A 20,885-nucleotide genomic window follows, 5' to 3' on the forward strand; every position below is an offset into this window, starting at 1 on the left:
CCGCCTGGTGAACAGGGCGCGAACGAGTTCGGAACCGCTCCGCAACCCCCGTGGTATTCCTTCCGCCCGCCTCAGCGTTCGGGCGGGACGGAGCGGCTGGGACGGGTGACATGGCCGGTATCTAGTGAAGCGGTTCGGAATTGATACTCAGACGGATTCAGCCAGGAGCAAGACTCTGGGCCGTGGCGGCGGTCGCGGTCCTCGGTTTCCTCATAGCGCTGGAATTCGCCGTACGGCATTACGGTCTGGCGGGGCCGATCACCACCCAGGCGCGCGAGGTCATATACCCGCCGAAATCGGGTGGCCTGCTGTACGCCGGCATGGCGTTGATGATGGTCGTTCTCACCTGGCGACAGCGGTTCGTCGCACTTGGGGCGGCGATCGGCATTGACATCGTTATCTGGTTCTTCCGTTGGCTGGCCGACGTGAGGGTGACCGACGGCCACCCCTTCGGCAATGGTGCGCTGTGGGTGATTCTGGGCTGTGCGGTCCTTGCCTTCACCCGACGCACCGGCCAGGAACGGGTCCTGCTGCTGAAGGGCGTCGGACTGGCCCTGCTGCTGGTGGCGGGGCGCAAGACCGGTGACGCCTGGCTCTTCATCACGTCCCGGACCCGTCCCATGGTGCTCGACCAGTACGTGGCGACCGCCGACCACGCGCTGGACAACCCGTCCTGGCTGGTCGGGCGGATCGTCACCGCCTGCGGCCCCGTCGGCTTCAACTTCCTCGACTTCGTCTACGGCCAGCTCCCGGTGGCCGCGGTCGCCGTCGCCCTGTACCAACTGCGCCACGTGTCCGCCGAGCGCCGCTTCCCGCGCCATCACCTGGTGCGCACCTTCCTCGTGATCGGCCTCGTCGGACCGGCCTTCTACATGATCTTCCCGGTGGTCGGCCCGGTCTTCGCCTACGGCACCGGCGCCGAGCACTGGGAGGGGGTCAGCCTGTGGGCGCCGCACATGCCGTCCAGCGCGCCCTGGTCCGTGGCCGACCTGTGGCCGGGGAGGCTGCCTACGGCCGGTGCCCCACATGCGATGTCGTTCGACGAGATCACCCCACGGAACTGCATGCCGAGCCTGCACACCGCATGGGCCACCGCGATCTTCATCCACTCCCGCAAGGGCCCGCGCGCGCTGCGTTACGCCGGTACGTTCTGGCTCATCGCCACCCTCGCCGCGACGCTCGGCTTCGGCTACCACTACGGCGCCGACCTCATCGCCGGTGTGGTGTTCACGCTCACGATCGAGGCGGCACTGCGCGCCTTCGACCACGGCTGGGACCGGTCGGCGATCCGACTGGTCGCCTACGGCGCGGCCGTCTTCGCCGCCCTCCTGCTGTCCTACCGCTACCTGCCTCTGGAGATGGCCGGACACCCCTGGCTCGCAGGGCCCCTCCTCCTGCTCGCCATGGTTTCGGTGATCTACGGCTACGTACGGACCACCACGTCATGGGAGCCGGGTGCTGTGCGTGCCCCGCGGCCGGCCCCGCAACCCGAGCTGATCTGACGAGCAGGTACCCGGCCGGCCTCCGTACCACCCGTGAGGCCGGCCGACTCTTGACGGTATTGGTCCAGTCCAATAGCTTCACCTCGCACAGAACCGCACAAGGCACAACACCCCCCAGCCGTCACATGGTTGACGGCCATCCCCCATCCGGGAGGGCCCCTGTGGTTTCGCGACGTTCCTTCCTGGCCGCGGCCGGTTCCGTCACCGCCACGACCGCGCTCAGCCCGTTCTCCCCGCTGGCCTCCACCGCCGCGGCAGCGGGCGTCTCACTCCCCGTGAAACTGGCGAACAACTCCGGCCAGAACACCGTCTACGCCTACATCTCAGGCACCGACAGCAGCGGCTGGCCCGTCTTCGTCTCGGCGAACGGCACCCTGAACCGGCTGCCCAACCCCTCCTCCCCGGTGACCCCCATCGCCGACTACTCCATCGCGCTGGGCGCCTCCGGTTCGGCCGGCACCACCGTCAACCTCACCGACTACGTCATCGGCGGCCGTGTCTGGTTCTCGGTCGGCAAGAAGCTCCAGTTCTTCGTCAACCCGGGCAGCGTGCCCGGCGTCGTGCAGCCCGCCCTGGTCAGCTCCGACCCCAACTGGGCCACCAACTGGACGTTCTGCGAATTCACCTTCAACAGCGCCAACCTGTACGCGAACATCTCCTACGTCGACATGGTCTCCCTGCCGATCTCGATGGCCAGCACCGGCAGCGGAGGCAACCAGTCGGTCAGTCCGCTGCCCGCCGGCGCCCTTGCCTCCATCGCCACCGGCCTGCAGACACAGCACGCCTCCGACGGAGCCCCCTGGGACCGGCTGGTGGTCACCGACTCGTCCGGATCGGTGCTGCGCGTCATGTCGCCCGCCCACTCGCCGGTGGACTTCGGCGGCTACTGGGACGACTACCTGAACCGGGTCTGGAGCCACTACGCCTCCACTCCGCTGACCATCAACGGCCAGGGCAGCATCGGCTCCTACACCGGTACCGTCTCCGGAAACGCCATCGTCTTCTCCGGCCTCAACACCAACGGCGTGCCGTTCACCAAGCCCAGCGCCGTCGACATCTTCGGCTGCGCCTCCGGGCCCCTCTACAACTCCGGGGCGGACGCACGCGGCGCGATAGCCGCCCGGCTCGCCGCCGCGCTCAACCGCAGCTCGCTCCTGGTCTCGGGCGGCAACAACCAGCCCGACGGCGTGACGCCCTCGCAGTACTACCAGGACTCGATCACCAACCACTACGCACGGCTCGTCCACAAGTACGCCGGCATCGGCTACGCCTTCCCCTACGACGACGTCGGCCCCACCGGCTCGGCCCCCGTCGACGGGCACATCCAGGACGGGGCGCCCACCTCGTGGAACATCACCCTGGGCGCAGGCGCCTCCGGCGGAGGATCGGGCGGCGGCACGGGCACCAGCGCCTACGGCACCATCCAGGCCGAGTCCTACTCGGCACAGAGCGGGACCACCACCGAGAGCTGCTCCGACACCGGCGGCGGCAGCGACGTGGGCTACATCGCGAACGGCGACTGGCTGAAGTACTCGTCCGTCGACTTCGGTTCGGCCTCCCCGACCCAGTTCAAGGCCCGGCTCGCGTCGGGTGCCGCCGCCGGCGCCAGCGGCGCCATCCAGGTACGGCTCGACAGCACCGGCGGCACGAAGATCGCCGAGATCGACTTCGCCAACAACGGCGGCTGGCAGAACTGGCAGACCGTGCCCGCCAACATCGTCGCGTCCGCCACCGGCGTCCACGACGTCTACCTGGTCTTCTCGGGCAGCACCTCGGACTTCACCAACGTCAACTGGTTCACCTTCACCCGCTGATCCTGCGGCCCCGGCGTACCCGGGGCCGCAGGAGGGCCGGTGGCGCTGAGCCACCGTAGGTGGCTCAGCCGTTGGGAAGGATGACCGCCCGGCCGTTGATCTTCCCGGCGTGCAGGCGCTCGTAGGCGAGCGGGGCCTCGTCCAGGGAGTAGGTCTCGGTGTGGACCGACACCGCGCCCGAGCGGACCAGGTCCAGCACCTCGATGAGCTCGCGGCGGCTGCCCCAGTAGGGCGCGGTGACCGACACCTCGAAGGGCAGGGACCCGAAGCCGACGGGCAGGGAGGCGCCGCCGATGCCGACGATCGTGACGTCGGCCTCCACGGCGGCGACGGCCCCCGCTGTCTGAACGGTGGGCTCGGCGCCGACGAAGTCGAAGACGGCCTCAGCACCCAGACCGCCGGTCAGGGTGCGTACGGCGGCGGCCGCGGCGGCATCGGAGAGCACCGCCTCGTGGGAGCCGACCTGCCTCGCCAGCCGCAGCTTGTCCTCGCTGACGTCGAGGGCGATCACCCGGGCCGGCGTGAGCGCGCGCAGCAGCTGGATCGCGACGTGCCCGAGGCCGCCGGTGCCGATGACCACGGCCGTCGAACCGGGGACCAGCTTCGGCAGCGACCGCTTGATCGCGTGGTACGGGGTGAGGCCGGCGTCGGTCAGCGGAACCGCGGCGACCGGGTCCAGACCGTCCAGCGGCACGAGATGGCGCGGGTCGTCGACGAGCAGGTACTCGGCGATGGCGCCCGGCGAGCCGAGCCCCGGCGGCCGGATGCCCAGCGCGTCCGCGCGCGGGCAGTAATTCTCCTTGCCCTCCGCGCACTTGGCGCAGGTGCCGCAGCCCCAGGGCCCGTACACCGCGACCGAGTCGCCCTCGCCGAGGCCCGTGACGCCGTCGCCCAGCGCGGCGACCGTACCCACGCCCTCATGGCCGAGGGTGAGCGGAAGCTCGTAGGGGAAGGTGTCGGCGGGCCAGCTCATCACCGCGATGTCGGAGTGGCAGACGCCGGCGGCGGTGACCTTCAGCAGGACCTGGCCGGGGCCGGGCTCGGGGTCGGGGACCGTGACCACCTCGGGGGCGGCACCGATCGTGCGGTACTGCAGTGCCTTCATGACGGGACTCCTTTCTGCGGCTGCGGCTCAGAGGGCGGTGTAGGCGCCGTCGACCAGGTGGTAGCTGCCGGCCACGAACGAGGCCCGGTCGGAGAGCAGGAAGACGATCAGTTCGGCGACCTCCTCGGGGCGGCCGAGGCGGGCGATCGGGTGCAGACCGACCAGTCCGTCGTAGGCCTTCTGGTCCATGCCCTTGAGCAGCGGGGTCTCGATGAAGCCGGGGCCGACGGCGTTGACGCGGATGTTCTTCGCCGCGTACTCGGCGGCGGCGGTCTTGGTCAGGCCGACCACGCCGTGCTTGGCGGCGACGTAGGCGGAGGAGCCGGCGAAGCCGACCGAGCCGAGGATGGAGGCCACGTTGACGACGGCGCCGCCCTTCCCGGCCGCCTCGATGGCGGGAAGCTCGTAGCGCAGCGAGTAGAAGACACCGTCGAGGTTGGTGCGGATGACCCGGCTGTAGGCGTCGAGGTCGTACTCGCCGGTCGGGGCGCTCGGGCCGCCGATGCCGGCGTTGTTCACGGCGACGTGCAGCGCGCCGAAGGTGTCCACGGTGAACGCGACGGCGGCGGCAACGGACTCGGGGTCGGTCACGTCGAGCTTCACGGCGGCGGCCTTGATGCCCTCGGCCTTCAGATCTTCGGCGGCCAGCTCGGCGCCCTCGGCGTTGTAGTCGGCGATGACGACGTCCGCGCCGCCCGCCCCGAGACGGCGGGCGGTGGCCAGGCCGATGCCGGAGGCGGCGCCGGTGACCAGCGCGGTACGGCCGGCGAACTCAGTGCTGTAGGTGAACTCGTTGCTGGAGATGGTGCTCATGTGCTGTTCTCACTCTTCGGAAAGTGGTTCGGCGGCCGCGGTGGCGGCCTCCGAGATCAGGGCGTCGTAGGCCCGCTCCACCAGGGCGGCCAGGTCTGCGGCTCCCGAGTCGTGGCCCTCGCCGCCGCGCGCCCAGACGCGCAGCGCCGCGGTGAGGACTCCGGCGGCGGCGTCCACGACGACGGCCGGGCGCATGTCCCGTACGTCGTCCGTGCCGAGCCGCTCGGCGATGATGCGGCTCGACTCCTCCTGGGCGTCGACCCGGATGCGTTCGTAGGCGGCGAACAGGGCGGGCTCGGCGTCCACCAGGGTCAGCAGCCGCCGCATCCGGGGGCGCAGATGGTGGGCCGGGTTCTCCTGGTCGGCGAGCCAGGCGCGCACCGCCCGCCGGTAGGCGAGCAGCGGCGGTTCCCCGGCCGGCCGGGCGCGCAGCAGGTCGTTGATGCGGTCGCCGTCACCCCGGACGAAGTCGAGGGCCGCGTCCTCCTTGCCGGTGAAGTGCCGGCTGAAGGTACGGCGGGTGACGTCGGCCTCCTCCGCGATCGCCTCCACGGTCGTGGCCGCGAGCCCCCGCTCCAGGATCAGCTCCACGGCGGCGGCGGCCAGCGCGTTCCGCGTCTGCTGCGCCTTGCGCTGCCGCCGGTCCTGCTGGGTCGCGGTGAGGGGCTTCGTCGCCTTCATGGTTTCGAGCATACGCCTTGATGTCCCAATGGGACACAAGTCGCACTGAGACTTGTGTCCCATTGGGACATTTCTTGCAGAAGAGAAGCCACGTGCTCAGGGCCGGGCTTCGGCTTCGCTGCGGAAGTGATCCGCGAGACGGCGTCGGCCGTGCGCAGGCGCGATGACGTCGTGAGCGAGGACGGTCAGGGGAAACTCGAGCACTCCGTGGACACGCAACGGGGTGAGCCGGCGCAGCAGCGTCAGGCCGATTTTGAGCGCTGGCAGCGGGAGTCGGGTGATCCGGGCAGGTCCGCCGAGGGCCTGGAAGGCCGCTCTCGCGATCTGTTCGTGAGTGAGCACCTCGGGGCCGCCGAGTTCGATGTCCTGTTCGTCGGTGCTGACGGCGTCCGCGAGAGCGGCCGCGACGTCCTCGCCCGCGATGGGGTTGATGCGGAAGCCGCCCTTGCCGAAGACGAACGCCCGGCCCCGGCGCGCCATCCGGAGATAGTCCTCCATGTCCGAGAAGTAGCCGTTGGGGTAGAGGATGGTGTGTTCCATCCCTGAGGCTCGGAGTTCTTTCTCGAAGGCGCGCTTCGCCTGGACGAGCGCCAGGTTCTCCAGGGCGGGCGCGTGGACCACGGAGACGTACACGAACTTGTGGACGCGGGCCCGTTGGGCCTCCCGCAGCAGGTTGAGATTGGCGCCGTAGTCGACGTCCCAGCAGGTCGGTCCGGCCGGCTTGCCCACGAGTCCGACGGTGCTGACGAGTATGTCGACCCCGTCGCAGCAGCCGGCGAGGCCCTGGGAGTCGGTGGCGTCCGCGGTGATCACTTCGTCCACGACGTCACGGAGTGGACCCAGGCGGTCGGGGTTGCGCACGAGTGCGCGGACCGAATGACCGCGCACGTTGAGCTCCTGGACAACATGTTTGCCGAGATAGCCTGTTGCACCAGCGACCAGAACCTTCACGGCTGTCCCTTCCGGATCGGTTGTTGCCGTCCATGATGAGTGAGACTGACGGCGCCGTGGCTGGTGCGCCGAGCGTCGACACGGCCTCGATCTGTGGAAGCCGGCGCTGTCCGCCGTGGGCCGTGAGGCTTTCCGCCGCTTGCCGTACTACGTAACACCGGCAAGGCCGAGCTCTCTCATGAACGGTCCCGTATCACCAGTTCCCAGGGATCGAAAGACCGCTGACCAGCACTTCTGTGGGTGAGTCGCGCCAGCTCCCCGGCCGGCGCGACGGGCCCATATCGACCAGCGGCGGGCGCGGACCCGGCCGGCCCCCGCCCAACGCCACACCAGTGCGTGTCTCTTGATGCATGTAGGTGGGGTGATGTTGCTGCTTGGGGGCACTCGACCGGTAACACGGGCCACTAGGAGGTACGACATGATCGCCCTGGGCATCATCCTGCTTGTTATCGGTTTCCTCACCGGTATATCGATCCTGTGGACCATCGGCATCATCCTGGCCGTGGTCGGCGCCGTCTTCTGGCTCCTGGGATCCATGGGCCACGCGGTCGCCGGTCGACGCCACTACTGGTGACGGCGACGGTCCCCGAACGGCAGCCGACTCGCGGCCTGGCCTCCAGCGACGCCAGGCCGTGATAGGCCGCACTGGGCCGAGAACTTCGGCACCGAGGCGGCAACTCGCCCCGGAGTAAAACATGTTGGAGCGGGGGTGGCGGGGGCGACGTCGCCCCCGCTCGCCCATGCCAGACGCCGGCGCGTGCCTGGCACTCGAAGTATCGCCAACACTGGTCCACCCGGCGGCTCCATCTCGACCATCTCCTCCCGCCCCATTGTGTTGAGCCTTGTGCCCCTTTACTGTTCGGCTTTGCCTGAGTCTGTTCGACTCTGATTGCTCAGGCGGTATGGAGGCCGCAGTGCGGGGTAATCGGATCGGTCCGGAGAGTGCGAGACCCGGTCGGCGTCGGTGGTGGAGGGCGGTCCTCGCGACGGCCGCGACCATCGCCCTGGCCGTGGGCATGACCGCGCCCGCCGCGGCGCGGGAGGACGGCGGGCGGGTATCCGCCGCGCCCGCCGCCGGCGCGCGGGCGCACACGGTGAGTCTCGACGGGTACTCGTTCCTCGTCGACGGCAAGCGCACCTACCTGTGGTCCGGCGAGTTCCACTACTTCCGGCTCCCGAGCCCGGACCTGTGGCGCGACATCTTCCAGAAGATGAAGGCCGCCGGCTTCAACTCCACCTCGCTGTACTTCGATTGGGGATACCACTCGCCGAAACCCGGCGTGTACGACTTCAGTGGCGTGCGGGACGTCGACAAGCTCCTCGACATGGCGGAGGAGGCCGGGCTCTACGTGATCGCGCGCCCGGCGCCGTACATCAACGCCGAGGTCGACAGCGGCGGCCTGCCCGGCTGGCTGACCACCAAGGCCGGAAACAACCGCAGCGACGACCCACGGTTCTTGAAGTACGCGGACGAGTGGCTGACCCAGATCGACCGGATCATCGCCCGCCACCAACTGACCAACGGCACCGGGTCGGTCATCGCCTACCAGGTCGAGAACGAGTACTACAACGGCTCCGACGCCGGCCGCTCCTACATGAAGCACCTGGAGGACAAGGCCCGCGCCGACGGCATCACCGTGCCACTGACCGGCAACAACAACGGCACGTTCAACTCCGGCACCGGCGCCCTGGACGTCGACGGCCCGGACTCCTACCCGCAGGGCTTCAACTGCTCCAACCCCGCGAAGTGGAACGGCGTCCCCGACATCAGCTACGACCACCCGGCCGGCAAGCCGCTGTACTCCCCGGAGTTCCAGGGCGGCGCCTTCGACCCCTGGGGCGGACCGGGCTACGACAAGTGCGCCCAGCTGATCAACGACCAGTTCGCCAACGTGTTCTACAAACAGAACATAGCCGTCGGCGCCACCGCGCAGAGCTTCTACATGACCTACGGCGGCACCAACTGGGGCTGGCTGGGCATGCCGGAGAACTACACGTCCTACGACTACGGGGCCGCGATCCGCGAGAACCGCCAGCTCGATCCGAAGTACGACGAGGACAAGCTGATCGGGTACTTCACGCAGTCGGTCGCCCCGCTGACGAAGACCGAGGCGATCAGGGCCACGCCACCGGACGACTCCGCGGTCGTGGACACCGCCCGGATGAACCCCGACTCCAAGACGCAGTTCCACGTCCTGCGGCACGGCAACTCCACGTCCACGGCCGTCGACAAGACCCACATCTCGCTGGACTTCAACGCCCAGCCGTCCACGGACACCACCTACACCTGGGACGACCCCGACTCCGCGCTGCAGTACACCGGTTCGTGGTCGCACGTGGCCGACCAGAGCTACACCGGCGGCGACTACAAGCACACCGAGTCGTTCTCCAGCAAGGCCGGTGACTCGCTCACCGTCCCCTTCGACGGCACCGCCATCCGCTGGGTCGGCTCGAAGACCGACAACCACGGCAACGCCGACGTCTACCTCGACGGCACCAAGGTGGCCACGGTCGACGACTCCGGCAGCGAGAACCAGGCAGTCGTCTTCCAGAAGACGGGTCTGACATCCGGGGCGCACACCCTGAAGATCGTCGTCGACGGGACTCACAGCTCGGGCTCGTCGGACAACTACGTGTCCATCGACGCCATCGACGTGCCGACGGCCGCCACCGCGACGCCGACCTACCCGGTCGTGCCGCAGCAGCCGGGCACCGCGATCACGCTCGACGGACGCGACTCGCACGTGATCGTGGCGAACTACCGCCTCGGAGAAGCACAGTTGCAGTACTCCACGTCGGAGATCATGACGAGCGCGACCATCCGCAACCGGGACGTCGCCGTGCTCTACGGCGACCCGGGCAGCGACGGTGAAACCGTCCTGCGCTACGCCTCCAAACCCACCGTGACCACCGACGACGGCGCAGCCACGACCAATTGGGACCCTGCCACCGGTGACCTGCGGCTGAACTACACCCACAAGGGCCTGACCCGCATCAGCATCAGCGGCGGCGGACAGCGCCCGCTGCTGCTCCTCGTCGGCGACAAGGCCACGGCGAAGACGTTCTGGCGGCAGGACACGGCGAGTGGCCCGGTCCTGGTGCGCGGCACCCACCTGCTGCGGACGGCGACCAGCCTGGACGGCGGCCGCACCCTGGCGCTCACCGGCGACAACGCCGACGACAAGAGCATCGAGGTGTTCACCTCCGCCGCCCGCGTCACCTGGAACGGCAGGACGCTGGACACCCAGGGCACCGGCACAGCAAGCCGCACCGGGAAGATCCCGGTGGCTGCCCCCGTACACCTGCCGGCACTGACCAACTGGAAGCACGCCGAGGAATCTCCCGAAGCGGCCGCCGACTTCGACGACTCCAGCTGGCAGGTGGCCGACAGGACGACCACCAACAGCGTCTCCGGCAGCGACTCACAACCGGTGCTCTACGCGGACGACTACGGCTTCCACACCGGCAACACGTGGTACCGCGGACGCTTCCGTGCCGGCGGCAAGGAGACCGGCATCCACCTGGTCTCTGACTCCGGCGGAAATGCGCAGGCGTTCTCCGCCTGGCTCAACGGCACCTTCCTGGGCAGCTCCACCACCGGCAGTGCCGACTTCACCTTCCCGGCCGGCTCGGTGAACTCCAAGGGCGACAACGTCATTTCCGTACTCACCGTGAACATGGGGCACGAGGAGGACTACAACTCGACCAACGGCAACAAGACCGCGCGCGGCCTGACCGGCGCCTCTCTCGTCGGGGCCCCGCTGACCTCCGTCACCTGGCGGCTGCAGGGCCTACGGGGCGGCGAGGACCTCAAGGACACGGTGCGCGGCCCGCTCTCGACGGGCGGCCTGTACGGCGAGCGGGCCGGCTGGTCCCTGCCGGGCTACCCGGACGGCAGCTGGAAGCGGGTGTCCCTGCCGACGGCCGATACCCGCCCCGGCGTGTCCTGGTACCGCACCGACGCCGACCTGGATCTCCCGCACGGCCAGGACACCTCGCTCGGGCTGACGTTCACCGACGAACCGTCACGCAAGTACCGTGCCACGATCTTCGTGAACGGCTGGCAGGTCGGCAACTACGTCAACTACCTCGGCCCGCAGCACACCTTCCCGGTACCCAACGGAATCCTGAACCCGAACGGCCACAACAGCATCGCCATCGCCGTGTGGAACCTGGACGGCAGCACCGGCGGCCTCGGCAAGGTCTCGCTCACCAACTACGGCAGCTACGCCTCCTCCCTGCGCGTCGCGCAGAACGACAGCCCCCGCTACGACCCCCGGACGTACGCGATGCCCAAGCGTCCGGGAGCGGATGTCACCCTGGACCTCCCGGACACCGCCCAGTCAGGACAGCCCTTCACGGCCCGGACCACGGTCCAGATACCGAAGAACCGGCGCTCCGCCTCCCAGCTGACGGCCTCGCTGTCCGCGCCCGACGGCTGGAGTGTCGGCGACCCGAGCCCCACATCGGTCAAGCGCCTGCAACCCGGCCAATCAGCCACCTTCACATGGACCGTCAAACCCCCCGCCGGGAAGCTGCCATCCGCCTCGGCGCTCACCACCACGGTGCACTACCGGCAGGACGGAGGGCAGGCTGCCGCGGGTGACGAGCGCATCGTCGGCGGGATCCCGCCGGCTCCACCGGCGGGCAAGGACGCCGTGAGCGACCTGCCGTTCCTGTCGTCCACCAACGGGTGGGGGCCGGTGGAGCGTGACAGCAGCGTCGGCGAGCAGGCGGCCGGTGACGGCCGAGCGATCAGTATCGCCGGCACCGCCTACGCCAAGGGCCTGGGCACCAACTCGCTCAGCGACGTGCAGCTCTACCTGGCCGGAAACTGCTCCCGGTTGACGGCGGCCGTCGGTGTCGACGACGAGACCGGCGGTTCGGGAACGGTGACGTTCTCCGTGGTCGCCGACGGCAAGACCTTGGTGACCACGCCGACGATCCGCGGCAAACAGGCCGCGGTGCCGATCGACGTCGACGTGAGCGGCGCCCAAGTGGTCGACCTCAAGGTCGGCGACGCCGGCGACGGCAACGGCAACGACCACGGAGACTGGGGGACTCCGACGCTCACCTGCGGCTAGGGCCAGTCTGCGAACGGGTCTTGGCCCGAGCGGCAACGAGGACCAAGTGACCGCCGTCTCACACGAGGCGGCGGTCTTCTCGCACCATGCTCCGCGTCGAGCGCCCCTGACTCCTCGCGGTGGCCGCCGTCACCACCGGCGGGGGAGTGCGTTTGACCGCCCGGCTGACGACCGCCGTCTCGACGTGGGTGATACCCAGGCCGACCAGGTCGCACGAGAGGAACCCGTACAGGGCCGCCAAGTCCCGGAAATACGCGGCCGCATGCAGATTCGAGGGCCCCGACGTCGCGAACGCGCCGTGCACCGACGGGTGTTCGGCCAGCGCCTGCCCGGCGGCGGCCAGATGGTCGGGTGCCACGTGCAACAGAAGCTTGGCCTCGATGGACAGCCCGAGGCGGCGCGGATCGACCAGGACCTGGGTGATCAGACGGCCCTGGGCGGTCAGTTGGGCAAGGCGGCGGCGCACCGTGCTCTCCGGGTGCCCGGTGTGGGCCGCCAGGGCAGCCGCGGTCACACGCGCGTCAGGGGTGAGCGCGTCGATGAGGGACTGCTCCAGACCATCGGTGTCGACGCCGTACAGGCCCGAAGAGCCGGAAGCCGGCGCCGCGACGACAGGCTCGCCAGGACTGAGCGCCGCGCGTTCGGACGCGGTCAGCACCTGGTGACGCCACTCGGAAGTCAGCCGGAAGACATGCAGGATCGTGGCACTCTCCAGGGACGTCACCGCCTGGGTGGACGGCAGTTGGCGGAAGACCAGCGGGTCGCGTGAACCCGGCTCGGTACGGGCCACCGCGAAGATCTCGTCACCCGAGGTGGTCACGTCGATGAACGGGATGTCTTCACGCGCCGCCAGGGCGGCCACGATCGTGTCGAGCTTTCCCCGCAGGACCCGGATGCGCAGGAACAGCGCCCCGGCCGAACCTCCGTTGCGGGGCCGCGCGACCGGTGAGACGACCACGCGCACGGTGCCGTCGGCGCCGAGCGCGTGCAGGCGGCGCCGCACCGTGGCGGGGTTGAGCCCCAGCACGTGGGCCGCCCGTTCCGCAGTGAGGCGGCCGTCGCACTGCAGCGCGGCCACCAGCCGCTGATCCATGACACTCAGTACGGAATCCGCCGATGCATGCGCCATGGAGACAAGTTTCGCTCATTCCGTCGCCGTAGGGAGCCCATTTCGGGGACTGCACGCCGAGCATGGAGGACATCCACCCCGCCCCGCCCCCGACGCATGTCGGCGTCGGCCGGCCCGAGGCACGGAAGGAGCAACCGATGACCTTCGACCCGTACATCTGGTTCCCCGCCCTGACCGGCTGACCGGCTGACCGGCTGACCGCCGGCGCTCGCCGGAGCACCCCGACAACGACGGTTCACCACGGAGGTCCATGTGCCCGCCTACAAGCAACGAGAGAAAGTACGGTTCGCCAGCGGTGACACATCGTGTGCCGCCTGGCACTATCCGGGCACCAACGGCGGCTGCGTGATCATGGCCGGCGGCACCTCGGTGACCAAGGAGCCGGCCTCCGACCAGTTCGCCGCGCGGTTCAACGACGCCGGCTTCGCAGTCCTGGCGTTCGACCACCGGCGGTTCGGCGAGAGCGGGGGCACCCCGCGCCAGATCGTCGACTTCGACGAGCAGCTCGCCGACTGGCACGCCGCGATCGAGTGCGCGGCGGGCCTGCCCGACGTCGACCCGGAAAAGATCTCGGTCTGGGGCTTCTCGCTCGCGGGCGGCCACGTCTTCCGAGTCGCGGCCGACCACCCGCAGCTGGCCTCCGCGATCGCACAAACCCCGCTGGTCGACGGCCGCGCCGTCGCCCCCCACGCGCTGCGCTCCATGACACCCGTTGCGATGCTACGTCTGTTCGGCCGGGCCATCGCGGACGCACTCGGGGGCCTGGTCGGACGCCCACCGCTGCTGGTCCCGGCCGCCGGACCGCGCGGCGCGGTCGCCTCGCTCACCACGGCCGACGCCATGGACGGCGACCGGGCGCTCGATCCCGACCGCCGTCACACGAACTGGGATCAGACGGTCGCCGCACGCATCGTCCTGAAGATCGGCGGATACCGGCCCGTCCGCCACGCCTCCCGGATCCGATGCCCCCTGCTGGTCGTCGTCTGCGACCAGGACCAGAGCGTGCTCACCGAACCCGGCATCAGGGCCGCTCGGAACGCACCCCGCTCCGAAGTGGTTCAACTGACGGGCCGCCACTACGCCCCGTTCCTCGAATCGCACGAAGAGGCCGTCGAGGCGGAGATCTCCTTCCTGGAGAGGCATCTGAATCCCGCGCCCTCTGGGGTGGAGGGGTGGTCAGCCGACCGCGCCGGTGAGGGAGAGGAATTCGCTGCGGGAGCGGGCGTCGGAGCGCAGCAGTCCGAGGAGGGTGGACGTCATGGTGCTGGATCCGGTGGCCTGAACGCCCCGTAGGGTCATGCAGCAGTGTTCCGCCTCGATCACCACGCCGACGCCCTTGGGTTCCAGATGGGTCTGCAGCCAGTCGGCGACCTGTTTGGTCAGGCGTTCCTGGACCTGGGGACGGCAGGCGAAATGCTCCACGATGCGCGCCAGCTTGGACAGGCCCAGGATCCGGGTTCCGGGCAGATAGCCGACGTGGGCGGTGCCGACGAACGGCAGCAGATGGTGCTCGCAGACGCTTCGGACCGGTATGCGGCGCGCCAGGACGAGTTCGTCGTAACCTTCGTCGTTGGGGAAGGTGGTCAGGTCGAAGGGGCGCGGGGTGAAGAGTTCCGCGTAGGCACGGGCCATCCGCCCCGGTGTGCCGCGCAGGCTCTCCGAGGCGGTGGAGATGCCGAGCGCGGTGAGGAACTGGCCGGCCGCGGCTTCCGCGGCGGCCAGGTCGATCCCGTCGGGCTCGTGGACGACCCGCAGGGCGGGCCGCCTGGGTGCCGCCGGTTCGTGCTCGGCGAGGCGGTCTATTCGGACGCTGGTGTGGTGGCCCCGGTGCTCGCTCATGTCAGCTGCCACCGATGCCCAGAGCGGTGAGCAGTACGAGGAGGAGGGTGGCCACGGCGAGCAGACCGTGGGCCAGCACGACCGGCACCGGGAAGTGCCGTTCGGCGGGGACGGTGCCCTCGGCCCCCGGGCCCGCGGCGGCCGTTGCCGCGCCGACCGTTGCGTGTTCGCGGTAGACCGGGATCCAGCGGGCCAGCATGACGAAGCCGAGCAGCGCGACGGGCAGCAGCAGGCCGAACGCGGTCCAGGCCAGTGCGCTCTTGTCACTCACGACATAGACGATCCACACCACCAGTCCGATCGCGGCCAGGGCGAAGTGGCCGAAGACGACGGGTGCGGGCAGGCGGCTGGTGCCGGTCTGCTGCTGGCGGATTCCGCCGCGTTGGATCCAGGTGCCGAGCATGTAGAAACCGCCGAGAGCGGTGATCACCCAGGTGATCAGTGCGGCGATGTCCATGGGGAACTCCCAGGGGGACGGTGGCGGAGGCAGCCGGAGGACACCGGCCGCCATGGGTGGGTATGGGGCCGGGTCAGACGGCCGAGCGGGTGTCGCTCTGGCTGCGGTCGGGCGTGTAGCCCTCGGCCTGGGTGTTCTCGTCGGCGACACGTACGCCGTAGCGGTAGGCGAGCTTGCCGCCGAGGAATCCCGAGACCGCGAGGACGGCGATGCTGATCGCGGACAGCACGAGCCGTCCGATACCGACGCTTGCGCCGCCGGTGTAATCGCCGTGGCGCCACAGGAAGTTCACGACGTAGGCGGCGGTCACCAGCAGATTCAACGTCATGTGCACCAGCGCGGTGCGAAAGGCCGGGGTGCCGGCCGGGATGGCGAAGAGGTCGAGGAACCCGACCATGGCCGCCAGCAGCGCGCCGATCACTCCGATCGCGATGAGCCACTCCGAGGCCTGGGTCAAAAAGCCCGGACGGTGCACGACGCGCGATGCGATGTCGAACACCAGGCTGGTCACCCAGGCCCCGATGGGCACGGTCACCAGGATCGGGTGGAACGGGTGGCCGTACGGGCCGGCGAGCGACGCGCTGAGCGGGCGCTTCGCCTGAAGCTGTGACTCACTGGCCATCGCAACCTCCTCGTAGTTTCACCAACAAATCTTGGTCTTATTACTGGAGGGCGTCAAGATGTGCAGCCCACAACGAGTGAAGAACGCTTGTGCCTACGTCGATGGGAGTTACCGTGGTCATGTGGCTTCCGATCCGAGCGCGCAGGCCGACGCGGCCGACAGCGCCATCGACTCCGTCAGCGTCCTGAGCGAGGACTCACGCCGGCGCATGTTCACCTTCATCCGCCGCGCCCGCCGCGCCGTCACCCGGGACGAGGCCGCCGCCAGCGTCGGCATCTCCCGCAAGCTCGCCGCCTTCCACCTCGACAAGCTCGTCGACGCCGGGCTGCTCCGCGCGCGCTACGAAAACCCCGGAGGTATCCGCAAGGTCGGCAGACAGCCCAAGGTGTACGAGCCCACCGACGCCCAGATCAGCGTCAGCATCCCCGACCGGCGCCACGAACTCCTCGCGGACCTGCTCCTGGACGCCGTCCTGACCGAGGGCGCCGACGAGAACGCCCCGCAGGCGGCCGTGCGGACCGCGCAGCAGCGTGGCCGGCAGTTGGGCGAGGCCGTACGGCAGGAGACCCGCCCGGGCCGCCTCGGCCCCGAGCGGGGACTGACTGCCTGCGAGCAACTGCTGGACCAGTACGGCTACGAACCCGTCCGGGAGACATCCACCCAGCTGCGACTGCGCAACTGCCCCTTCCACCCCCTGGCCGCGAAAGCCCCCGACCTCGTATGCGGAATGAACCGCGCTTTCCTCAGCGGCTACCTGGACGGCCTCGGCGTCAACGGCATCCAGGCCGTCCTCGCACCCGAACCCGGAGAATGCTGCGTGCGGCTGGGCCCGAGCGGCGGCGATCATGGCGGCGAGGTGGCGCAGGACAGCTGATGCCACGCCAGGCCCTGCCAGCCGGCCGCGCGGGTCCCAGCCACCCCCCGGCTGCACGCATGGTGCGCCGGCCCAGCGTGCAGCTCCCCGCAGGTCGAGCCCTGCGCCTACGGTTCACCGATCGGCACTGTGCTCAGGGATGGGCTGCGTCGGCGTAGGGCAGTCGCCCGGTCATCGCCGCGTCCTCGCGTATCAGGGGTGTTCGTAGAGCTGCAGGAGGCCGCCGATCGAGAAGCACAGGGCGCCGGTGAGCGTGCCCCAGTTGGCGATGTTGGTGTTGATGAGGCTTTCTGTGGTGTGGCGGGTGTAGGCGGCGAGTGCGGAGACCATGAAGAGGACGGAGCCGAGTTGGTTGATGGCGACGATCCACCAGCCGAGGCTGCGTCGGTGCAAGCAGGGCCGGCCGTGGCAGACCTCGGCGAGCGCGAGGTGGCCGGAGATGAGGAAGAGGATGCAGCCGACGACGTCCGGGGTCCAGATCAGCCGGTTGACCTGCCGGACGGACAGGCCCTGCAGGAAGGAGTCGACGAGGTTGACGCCGAAGACCAGGGTGCCGGTGAACAGCACGAACGTGCTCAGCCAGTCGAGTCGCGTCGGCTCGTAGCTCCACCAGCGCCAGGAGTGGGTGACCAGGCGGGCCTCGCCGCCGGGGATGTGCCGGGGTGCGTTGATGACCTGGAGCAGTGAGGCGTAGCCGCCGGTGGTGAAGAACAACCCGCCTGCGAAGTAGATCGAGGCGCAGGTGGTGGCGTCACCGGTGCCGAACTGGCCGACGGCGGCACCGGCCATGAAGAGTGCCCCACCGATGATGAAGGCGGTGGAGGCAATGGCGTTGAGCCTGCGCAGCCGGGCGGTCGCGACGTCGTCGGCGTTGGTCTGCCGGCTGGCGGCGGTTCCCGGTGGATGGACGAGGAGTACACCTTGCCGCCGGGCCAGGCGGGATTCCCAGACTGCGCTGCCACCGTCGGGGAGGTGCCAGGCCAGCCGGGTGGTGAACGGTCCGGCGCCGTCGGCGCGCTGCTCGGGCTGCCTCACAGACCGAGCGTAGAGCTGTGTCGGGGTCCTCGCAGCGCGCGGTGCATCAGTGCGGCAGTGCAGCAGTGCAGGGATAGCTACGTGCTACCGCCGAGGGGTGCTGCGAGGGCGGCGCCGTCGAGCGGGGCCGGCAACCGCACCCTCCTCCAGCTCTTGACCATGTCCGGAGGTGCCGGCAGGTAGAAAGCATTGGGTGCGGCCTGCCGGTTGGGCCTATCCGGCCACCGGAGTGAAGCGCACCGGCAGCGACTGCGGGCCGCGGGTGAACACGCCCTGTTCCACCGGGTCGAAACCGTCGGCGAGACGGAGGTCGGGCATGGCGTCGAGCAACTGGTTCATTCCGATCTCGACCTCCGCCTTGGCAAGGAGCGCGCCGACGCAGAAGTGCCGGCCCAGTGCGAAGGCCAGGTGGTCGGCGGCAACCGAGAACGCCGATGTCGTGGTGCGATCGTCACGGAAGATGTCGAACCGGTCGGGGGAGCGGTACCGGCGCTCGTCCCGGTTGGCGGCGCCGAGGAGGCAGGTGACGGTGGCGCCCCCTCCCTTGACCGGCTGGCCCAGGCGTCGGCGGCACCGTCACGATCCAGCCCGTCGCCATTCCTCTGGACGGCACCGACGGTTTCAACGAGGCGTACTACGGCCGCCCGGAGATGCTCCTCAACCCCGCGGCCCGCCAAGCCTGTTCGGCCTGGAGCTTCATCGACGACCACGCCCGTCAGGCATCGACATCTCCCTGCGCCGCGCCCTCGGTTCCGGCGCCTGGGACGAAGCCTTCGGCCACCTGCGCAGCCGCCCGACCTACAACGGCTCCCTCGTCCTCCTGCGTGCCACCCTCTGACCAGCCTCAGTCTGAGGACGCGAGGCGCGGCAAGGCCACCCGGGCCGGCTGTACGTCGGCCCGGGCGGCCCAGTGGGGTTCACGGGATCAGGGGTTGACCGCGCTCCAGCGCTCGGCGAGGTTGTCGTTGCAGGGCGCGAGGCTGACGTTGCCGTGGTCGGCGTCGGGGGCCAACAGACAGAGGTGGTTGGCTTCGTTGCGGTACCGAATGGTTCCGTCCGCGTAGGTCTCGGTCAGCCAGCGCTGGCCGGTCGCGTCGACGCCGCGCGCGTCGTCGCACGTCCGCAGCATGGCGTCGGTCTGCGAGTTGGCGTGCTCGTCGCGGACGCCCAGGCACCGGTTGTCGCCGTCAAGGCTCTGGAAGCGCACCAGGTTGTCGTCCGTGCTGATGCGCTGGACGTTCCAGCCGAAGTCCTTGCGCTCGTAGAACAGCCAGTAGATCCACGACGAATTGGGCGGACGAGGTCGGGTGGAGACGCCGGTCCCGGGCACCGATCCGTTCCGTCGCAGGCGGCCGCCCATGAAGGCGGACTCCAGGCGTACGTTGTCGGAGGCAGTCGGCCAGTCCTTGGGCAGGGCGACCGGGTTGTCCCACCAGCGCTGGGCGATGTCGTCGGTGCACGGCGACGCGGTCACCTGCATGTTGGACGGCGTCAGGCACAGTTCGGGGAAGGCCACGTTCCGCCACAGCTGCGGGCCCCCGTTGTCCTGGTTCCACTGCGGATCGGGCCGCGGGTCGCTGAACGTCCACTGCGCTCGTGGATCGTCACAGGAACCGGCGACGATCCGGGAGTCGGACGCGTCGTCCCGGCGGACGTTCGGTGCGATGGAAGGGCAGGCGCCACCTACGGCGAACCGGAGTGTGTGGGTGCCCGCGCCGGTGTTGAACATGGTCAAGGTCTGGCGGTTGTAGTTGCGGGCTGGGCCGATCCCGATCGAGCCGGTCGGGTTCAGCCGCATCACGCTGCCGGTGACTGTGGCCAATTGAGTGGAGAAGGCGATTGCCGGGCCGGGCGTCTGGGTCGGTGGTGGGGTCCGGTCGAAGTGCACCTCCGCGTGGTCGGATCCGGCACCGCGGGGACGGGTCGCGGTGAAGCCGCCCGGCAGGCCGTGGGTGACCGCGTAGTCCAGCTCGCTCGGCTCGTCGCCGTTGATGTACGTCGGCCGGCCGGTGCGCAGCAGGCTCTCGTCGGCGCGCAGGTGCAGCGACTGGTTGCGGGCCTGGGCGTCGGTGCGGTTGAGGATGTTCAAGTTGAAGTCGCCGACCAGAACCCAGTTCCGGCCTCGCTGGTCGCTCCGCGCGGCGAAGTTGCGGACCTGGTCGAGCAGCCCGGGGCGGCCGTTTCGCCCGACCACGTCCTCGCCGCGGGCGTGCGTGTTCCAGTACCAGGTGTTCCCGAACCGCAGACCGAGCAACGGACGTGCCCGGTAGCGGTTGTTGGGGGCGTTCGGGTTCGGGTCGTAGGACGGGTTGTCCAACACTTCGACCTGGTTGGCCTGGGTGTCGCTGACCGTCGCCAGGTTCGTCCGGCCGCCGGCCCAGGTGTCCTCGTCGGTTCCGGTGATCCTTCGGGGGTCGGTCTGGAGGAAGTACACGTAGCGGTCGAGGTCCCTGGTCCGCCAGCGCGTGAACGTGACCGTGTTGGGCTGATTGAAGGGGCGGGTCCTGTTGATCCGCATCAGGCGGAAGTTGGGCGGCCACTGCGCCAAGGACGGCGATCACGGCGGTGATCCACCGGCGTGATCGTAATCGCGAGAGACCGGATACGCCCCCGATCCGCTGCCGAGCGGAGGGTGTACGGACCGTCCCACGAGCGGTTGCCGGCCCGTCGGTCAGGGGAGACGGAAGATCGCGCGATGCGGTTCAGGGCCCATCGATATCCGGCCCCTCTCCCGCACCCCGCGTCCCGCGCCGGCCTTCAGGCGACTGGCCAGTACGAACGCAACCGTGCAGCTCGCGCATGCACCCGTGGTGGTGGCCCGGCACCACGGCCCCAGATCCTCCGCGGAGGGCACCCCGCCTGGCGATACACCGCGTCGGGCCGAACTCACGTAAGTCGAGGCGACGTTGTCCTTAATCGGGGTCTTGTGGAAGGAAGAGGGGAAAGGGCGCAGTGTCGCGATGGCAGAGGTCTGTCCCC

The 20,885-nt window shown here is 69.5% G+C and carries 16 protein-coding genes and 1 pseudogene; 6 read left to right on the top strand and 11 right to left on the bottom strand.

What is annotated here, in order from left to right:
- The first annotated feature begins 182 nt into the window (after positions 1-182).
- Both ACGFYN_RS40600 and ACGFYN_RS40605 read left to right on the top strand, forming a co-directional pair.
- Positions 183-1,502 (top strand): phosphatase PAP2 family protein, encoded by a 1,320-nt coding sequence (locus ACGFYN_RS40600; RefSeq protein ID WP_393871022.1) that lies wholly within the window; start codon positions 183-185, stop codon positions 1,500-1,502.
- Between the two features lie 161 nt (positions 1,503-1,663).
- Positions 1,664-3,316, top strand: a complete 1,653-nt coding sequence (locus ACGFYN_RS40605) for a beta-1,3-glucanase family protein (RefSeq protein ID WP_393871023.1) — start codon at positions 1,664-1,666, stop codon at positions 3,314-3,316.
- A 64-nt stretch (positions 3,317-3,380) separates the two neighbouring features.
- On the opposite strand, the gene ACGFYN_RS40610 is transcribed toward ACGFYN_RS40605, so the two are convergent.
- From ACGFYN_RS40610 to ACGFYN_RS40625, 4 genes are all read right to left on the bottom strand, one after another.
- Entirely contained in the window at positions 3,381-4,421 is a 1,041-nt protein-coding gene (locus tag ACGFYN_RS40610; protein ID WP_393871024.1) for an NAD(P)-dependent alcohol dehydrogenase, read from the bottom strand.
- A 27-nt stretch (positions 4,422-4,448) separates the two neighbouring features.
- Complete coding sequence (locus tag ACGFYN_RS40615; protein WP_393871025.1) at positions 4,449-5,234, bottom strand: SDR family NAD(P)-dependent oxidoreductase; 786 nt, start codon at positions 5,232-5,234, stop codon at positions 4,449-4,451.
- 9 nt (positions 5,235-5,243) lie between these two features.
- Positions 5,244-5,915: a TetR/AcrR family transcriptional regulator gene (locus ACGFYN_RS40620; protein WP_393871026.1), complete on the bottom strand. Its 672-nt coding sequence runs from the start codon at positions 5,913-5,915 to the stop codon at positions 5,244-5,246.
- A gap of 96 nt (positions 5,916-6,011) precedes the next feature.
- Complete coding sequence (locus ACGFYN_RS40625) at positions 6,012-6,866, bottom strand: SDR family oxidoreductase (protein WP_393871027.1); 855 nt, start codon at positions 6,864-6,866, stop codon at positions 6,012-6,014.
- Between the two features lie 418 nt (positions 6,867-7,284).
- Here ACGFYN_RS40625 and ACGFYN_RS40630 point away from each other — a divergent pair, with 418 nt between their 5' ends.
- Both ACGFYN_RS40630 and ACGFYN_RS40635 read left to right on the top strand, forming a co-directional pair.
- The gene (locus ACGFYN_RS40630; protein ID WP_393871028.1) at positions 7,285-7,440 is read left to right on the top strand and encodes a DUF6131 family protein; all 156 of its coding nucleotides are present in this window, start codon (positions 7,285-7,287) and stop codon (positions 7,438-7,440) included.
- Positions 7,441-7,780: 340 nt separating this feature from the next.
- On the top strand, positions 7,781-11,950 hold the full coding sequence (locus ACGFYN_RS40635; RefSeq protein ID WP_393871029.1) for a beta-galactosidase: 4,170 nt from the start codon (positions 7,781-7,783) through the stop codon (positions 11,948-11,950).
- A gap of 58 nt (positions 11,951-12,008) precedes the next feature.
- On the opposite strand, the gene ACGFYN_RS40640 is transcribed toward ACGFYN_RS40635, so the two are convergent.
- Positions 12,009-13,079, bottom strand: coding sequence for an Lrp/AsnC family transcriptional regulator (locus tag ACGFYN_RS40640; protein ID WP_393871030.1), 1,071 nt, complete (start codon positions 13,077-13,079; stop codon positions 12,009-12,011).
- 252 nt (positions 13,080-13,331) lie between these two features.
- Here ACGFYN_RS40640 and ACGFYN_RS40645 point away from each other — a divergent pair, with 252 nt between their 5' ends.
- Positions 13,332-14,372 (top strand): alpha/beta hydrolase, encoded by a 1,041-nt coding sequence (locus tag ACGFYN_RS40645; protein WP_393871031.1) that lies wholly within the window; start codon positions 13,332-13,334, stop codon positions 14,370-14,372.
- Here ACGFYN_RS40645 and folE read toward each other — a convergent pair.
- The 3 genes from folE to ACGFYN_RS40660 form a co-directional block, all read right to left on the bottom strand.
- On the bottom strand, positions 14,256-14,918 hold the full coding sequence (folE, locus tag ACGFYN_RS40650; RefSeq protein WP_393871032.1) for a GTP cyclohydrolase I FolE: 663 nt from the start codon (positions 14,916-14,918) through the stop codon (positions 14,256-14,258). The two genes, ACGFYN_RS40645 and folE, sit on opposite strands and share 117 nt — an antisense overlap.
- A 1-nt stretch (position 14,919) precedes the next feature.
- Positions 14,920-15,375, bottom strand: coding sequence for a hypothetical protein (locus tag ACGFYN_RS40655; protein WP_393871033.1), 456 nt, complete (start codon positions 15,373-15,375; stop codon positions 14,920-14,922).
- A 73-nt stretch (positions 15,376-15,448) separates the two neighbouring features.
- Positions 15,449-15,997 (bottom strand): DUF2231 domain-containing protein, encoded by a 549-nt coding sequence (locus ACGFYN_RS40660; RefSeq protein WP_393871034.1) that lies wholly within the window; start codon positions 15,995-15,997, stop codon positions 15,449-15,451.
- Between the two features lie 121 nt (positions 15,998-16,118).
- Here ACGFYN_RS40660 and ACGFYN_RS40665 point away from each other — a divergent pair, with 121 nt between their 5' ends.
- Positions 16,119-16,871 (top strand): helix-turn-helix transcriptional regulator, encoded by a 753-nt coding sequence (locus ACGFYN_RS40665; protein WP_393871035.1) that lies wholly within the window; start codon positions 16,119-16,121, stop codon positions 16,869-16,871.
- A gap of 192 nt (positions 16,872-17,063) precedes the next feature.
- Here ACGFYN_RS40665 and ACGFYN_RS40670 read toward each other — a convergent pair whose 3' ends face one another.
- From ACGFYN_RS40670 to ACGFYN_RS40680, 3 genes and pseudogenes are all read right to left on the bottom strand, one after another.
- On the bottom strand, positions 17,064-17,906 hold the full coding sequence (locus ACGFYN_RS40670; RefSeq protein WP_393871036.1) for a hypothetical protein: 843 nt from the start codon (positions 17,904-17,906) through the stop codon (positions 17,064-17,066).
- A 213-nt stretch (positions 17,907-18,119) separates the two neighbouring features.
- Positions 18,120-18,443, bottom strand: a pseudogene (locus ACGFYN_RS40675) (cytochrome P450); the annotation flags it as partial.
- A gap of 388 nt (positions 18,444-18,831) precedes the next feature.
- On the bottom strand, positions 18,832-20,424 hold the full coding sequence (locus tag ACGFYN_RS40680; protein ID WP_393871037.1) for a ricin-type beta-trefoil lectin domain protein: 1,593 nt from the start codon (positions 20,422-20,424) through the stop codon (positions 18,832-18,834).
- Positions 20,425-20,885: the final 461 nt, after the last annotated feature.

The sequence above is a fragment of the Streptomyces sp. NPDC048419 genome (assembly GCF_043200415.1).
GTDB lineage: Bacteria > Actinomycetota > Actinomycetes > Streptomycetales > Streptomycetaceae > Streptomyces.

Bases quoted from the DNA above. Each gene is read 5' to 3' on its own strand.
- ACGFYN_RS40610 (WP_393871024.1), bottom strand. From the start codon at position 4,421: ATGAAGGCACTGCAGTACCGCACGATCGGTGCCGCCCCCGAGGTGGTC.
- ACGFYN_RS40615 (WP_393871025.1), bottom strand. From the start codon at position 5,234: ATGAGCACCATCTCCAGCAACGAGTTCACCTACAGCACTGAGTTCGCC.
- ACGFYN_RS40620 (WP_393871026.1), bottom strand. From the start codon at position 5,915: ATGAAGGCGACGAAGCCCCTCACCGCGACCCAGCAGGACCGGCGGCAG.
- ACGFYN_RS40630 (WP_393871028.1), top strand. From the start codon at position 7,285: ATGATCGCCCTGGGCATCATCCTGCTTGTTATCGGTTTCCTCACCGGT.
- ACGFYN_RS40640 (WP_393871030.1), bottom strand. From the start codon at position 13,079: ATGGCGCATGCATCGGCGGATTCCGTACTGAGTGTCATGGATCAGCGG.
- folE (WP_393871032.1), bottom strand. From the start codon at position 14,918: ATGAGCGAGCACCGGGGCCACCACACCAGCGTCCGAATAGACCGCCTC.
- ACGFYN_RS40655 (WP_393871033.1), bottom strand. From the start codon at position 15,375: ATGGACATCGCCGCACTGATCACCTGGGTGATCACCGCTCTCGGCGGT.
- ACGFYN_RS40660 (WP_393871034.1), bottom strand. From the start codon at position 15,997: ATGGCCAGTGAGTCACAGCTTCAGGCGAAGCGCCCGCTCAGCGCGTCG.
- ACGFYN_RS40680 (WP_393871037.1), bottom strand. From the start codon at position 20,424: ATGCGGATCAACAGGACCCGCCCCTTCAATCAGCCCAACACGGTCACG.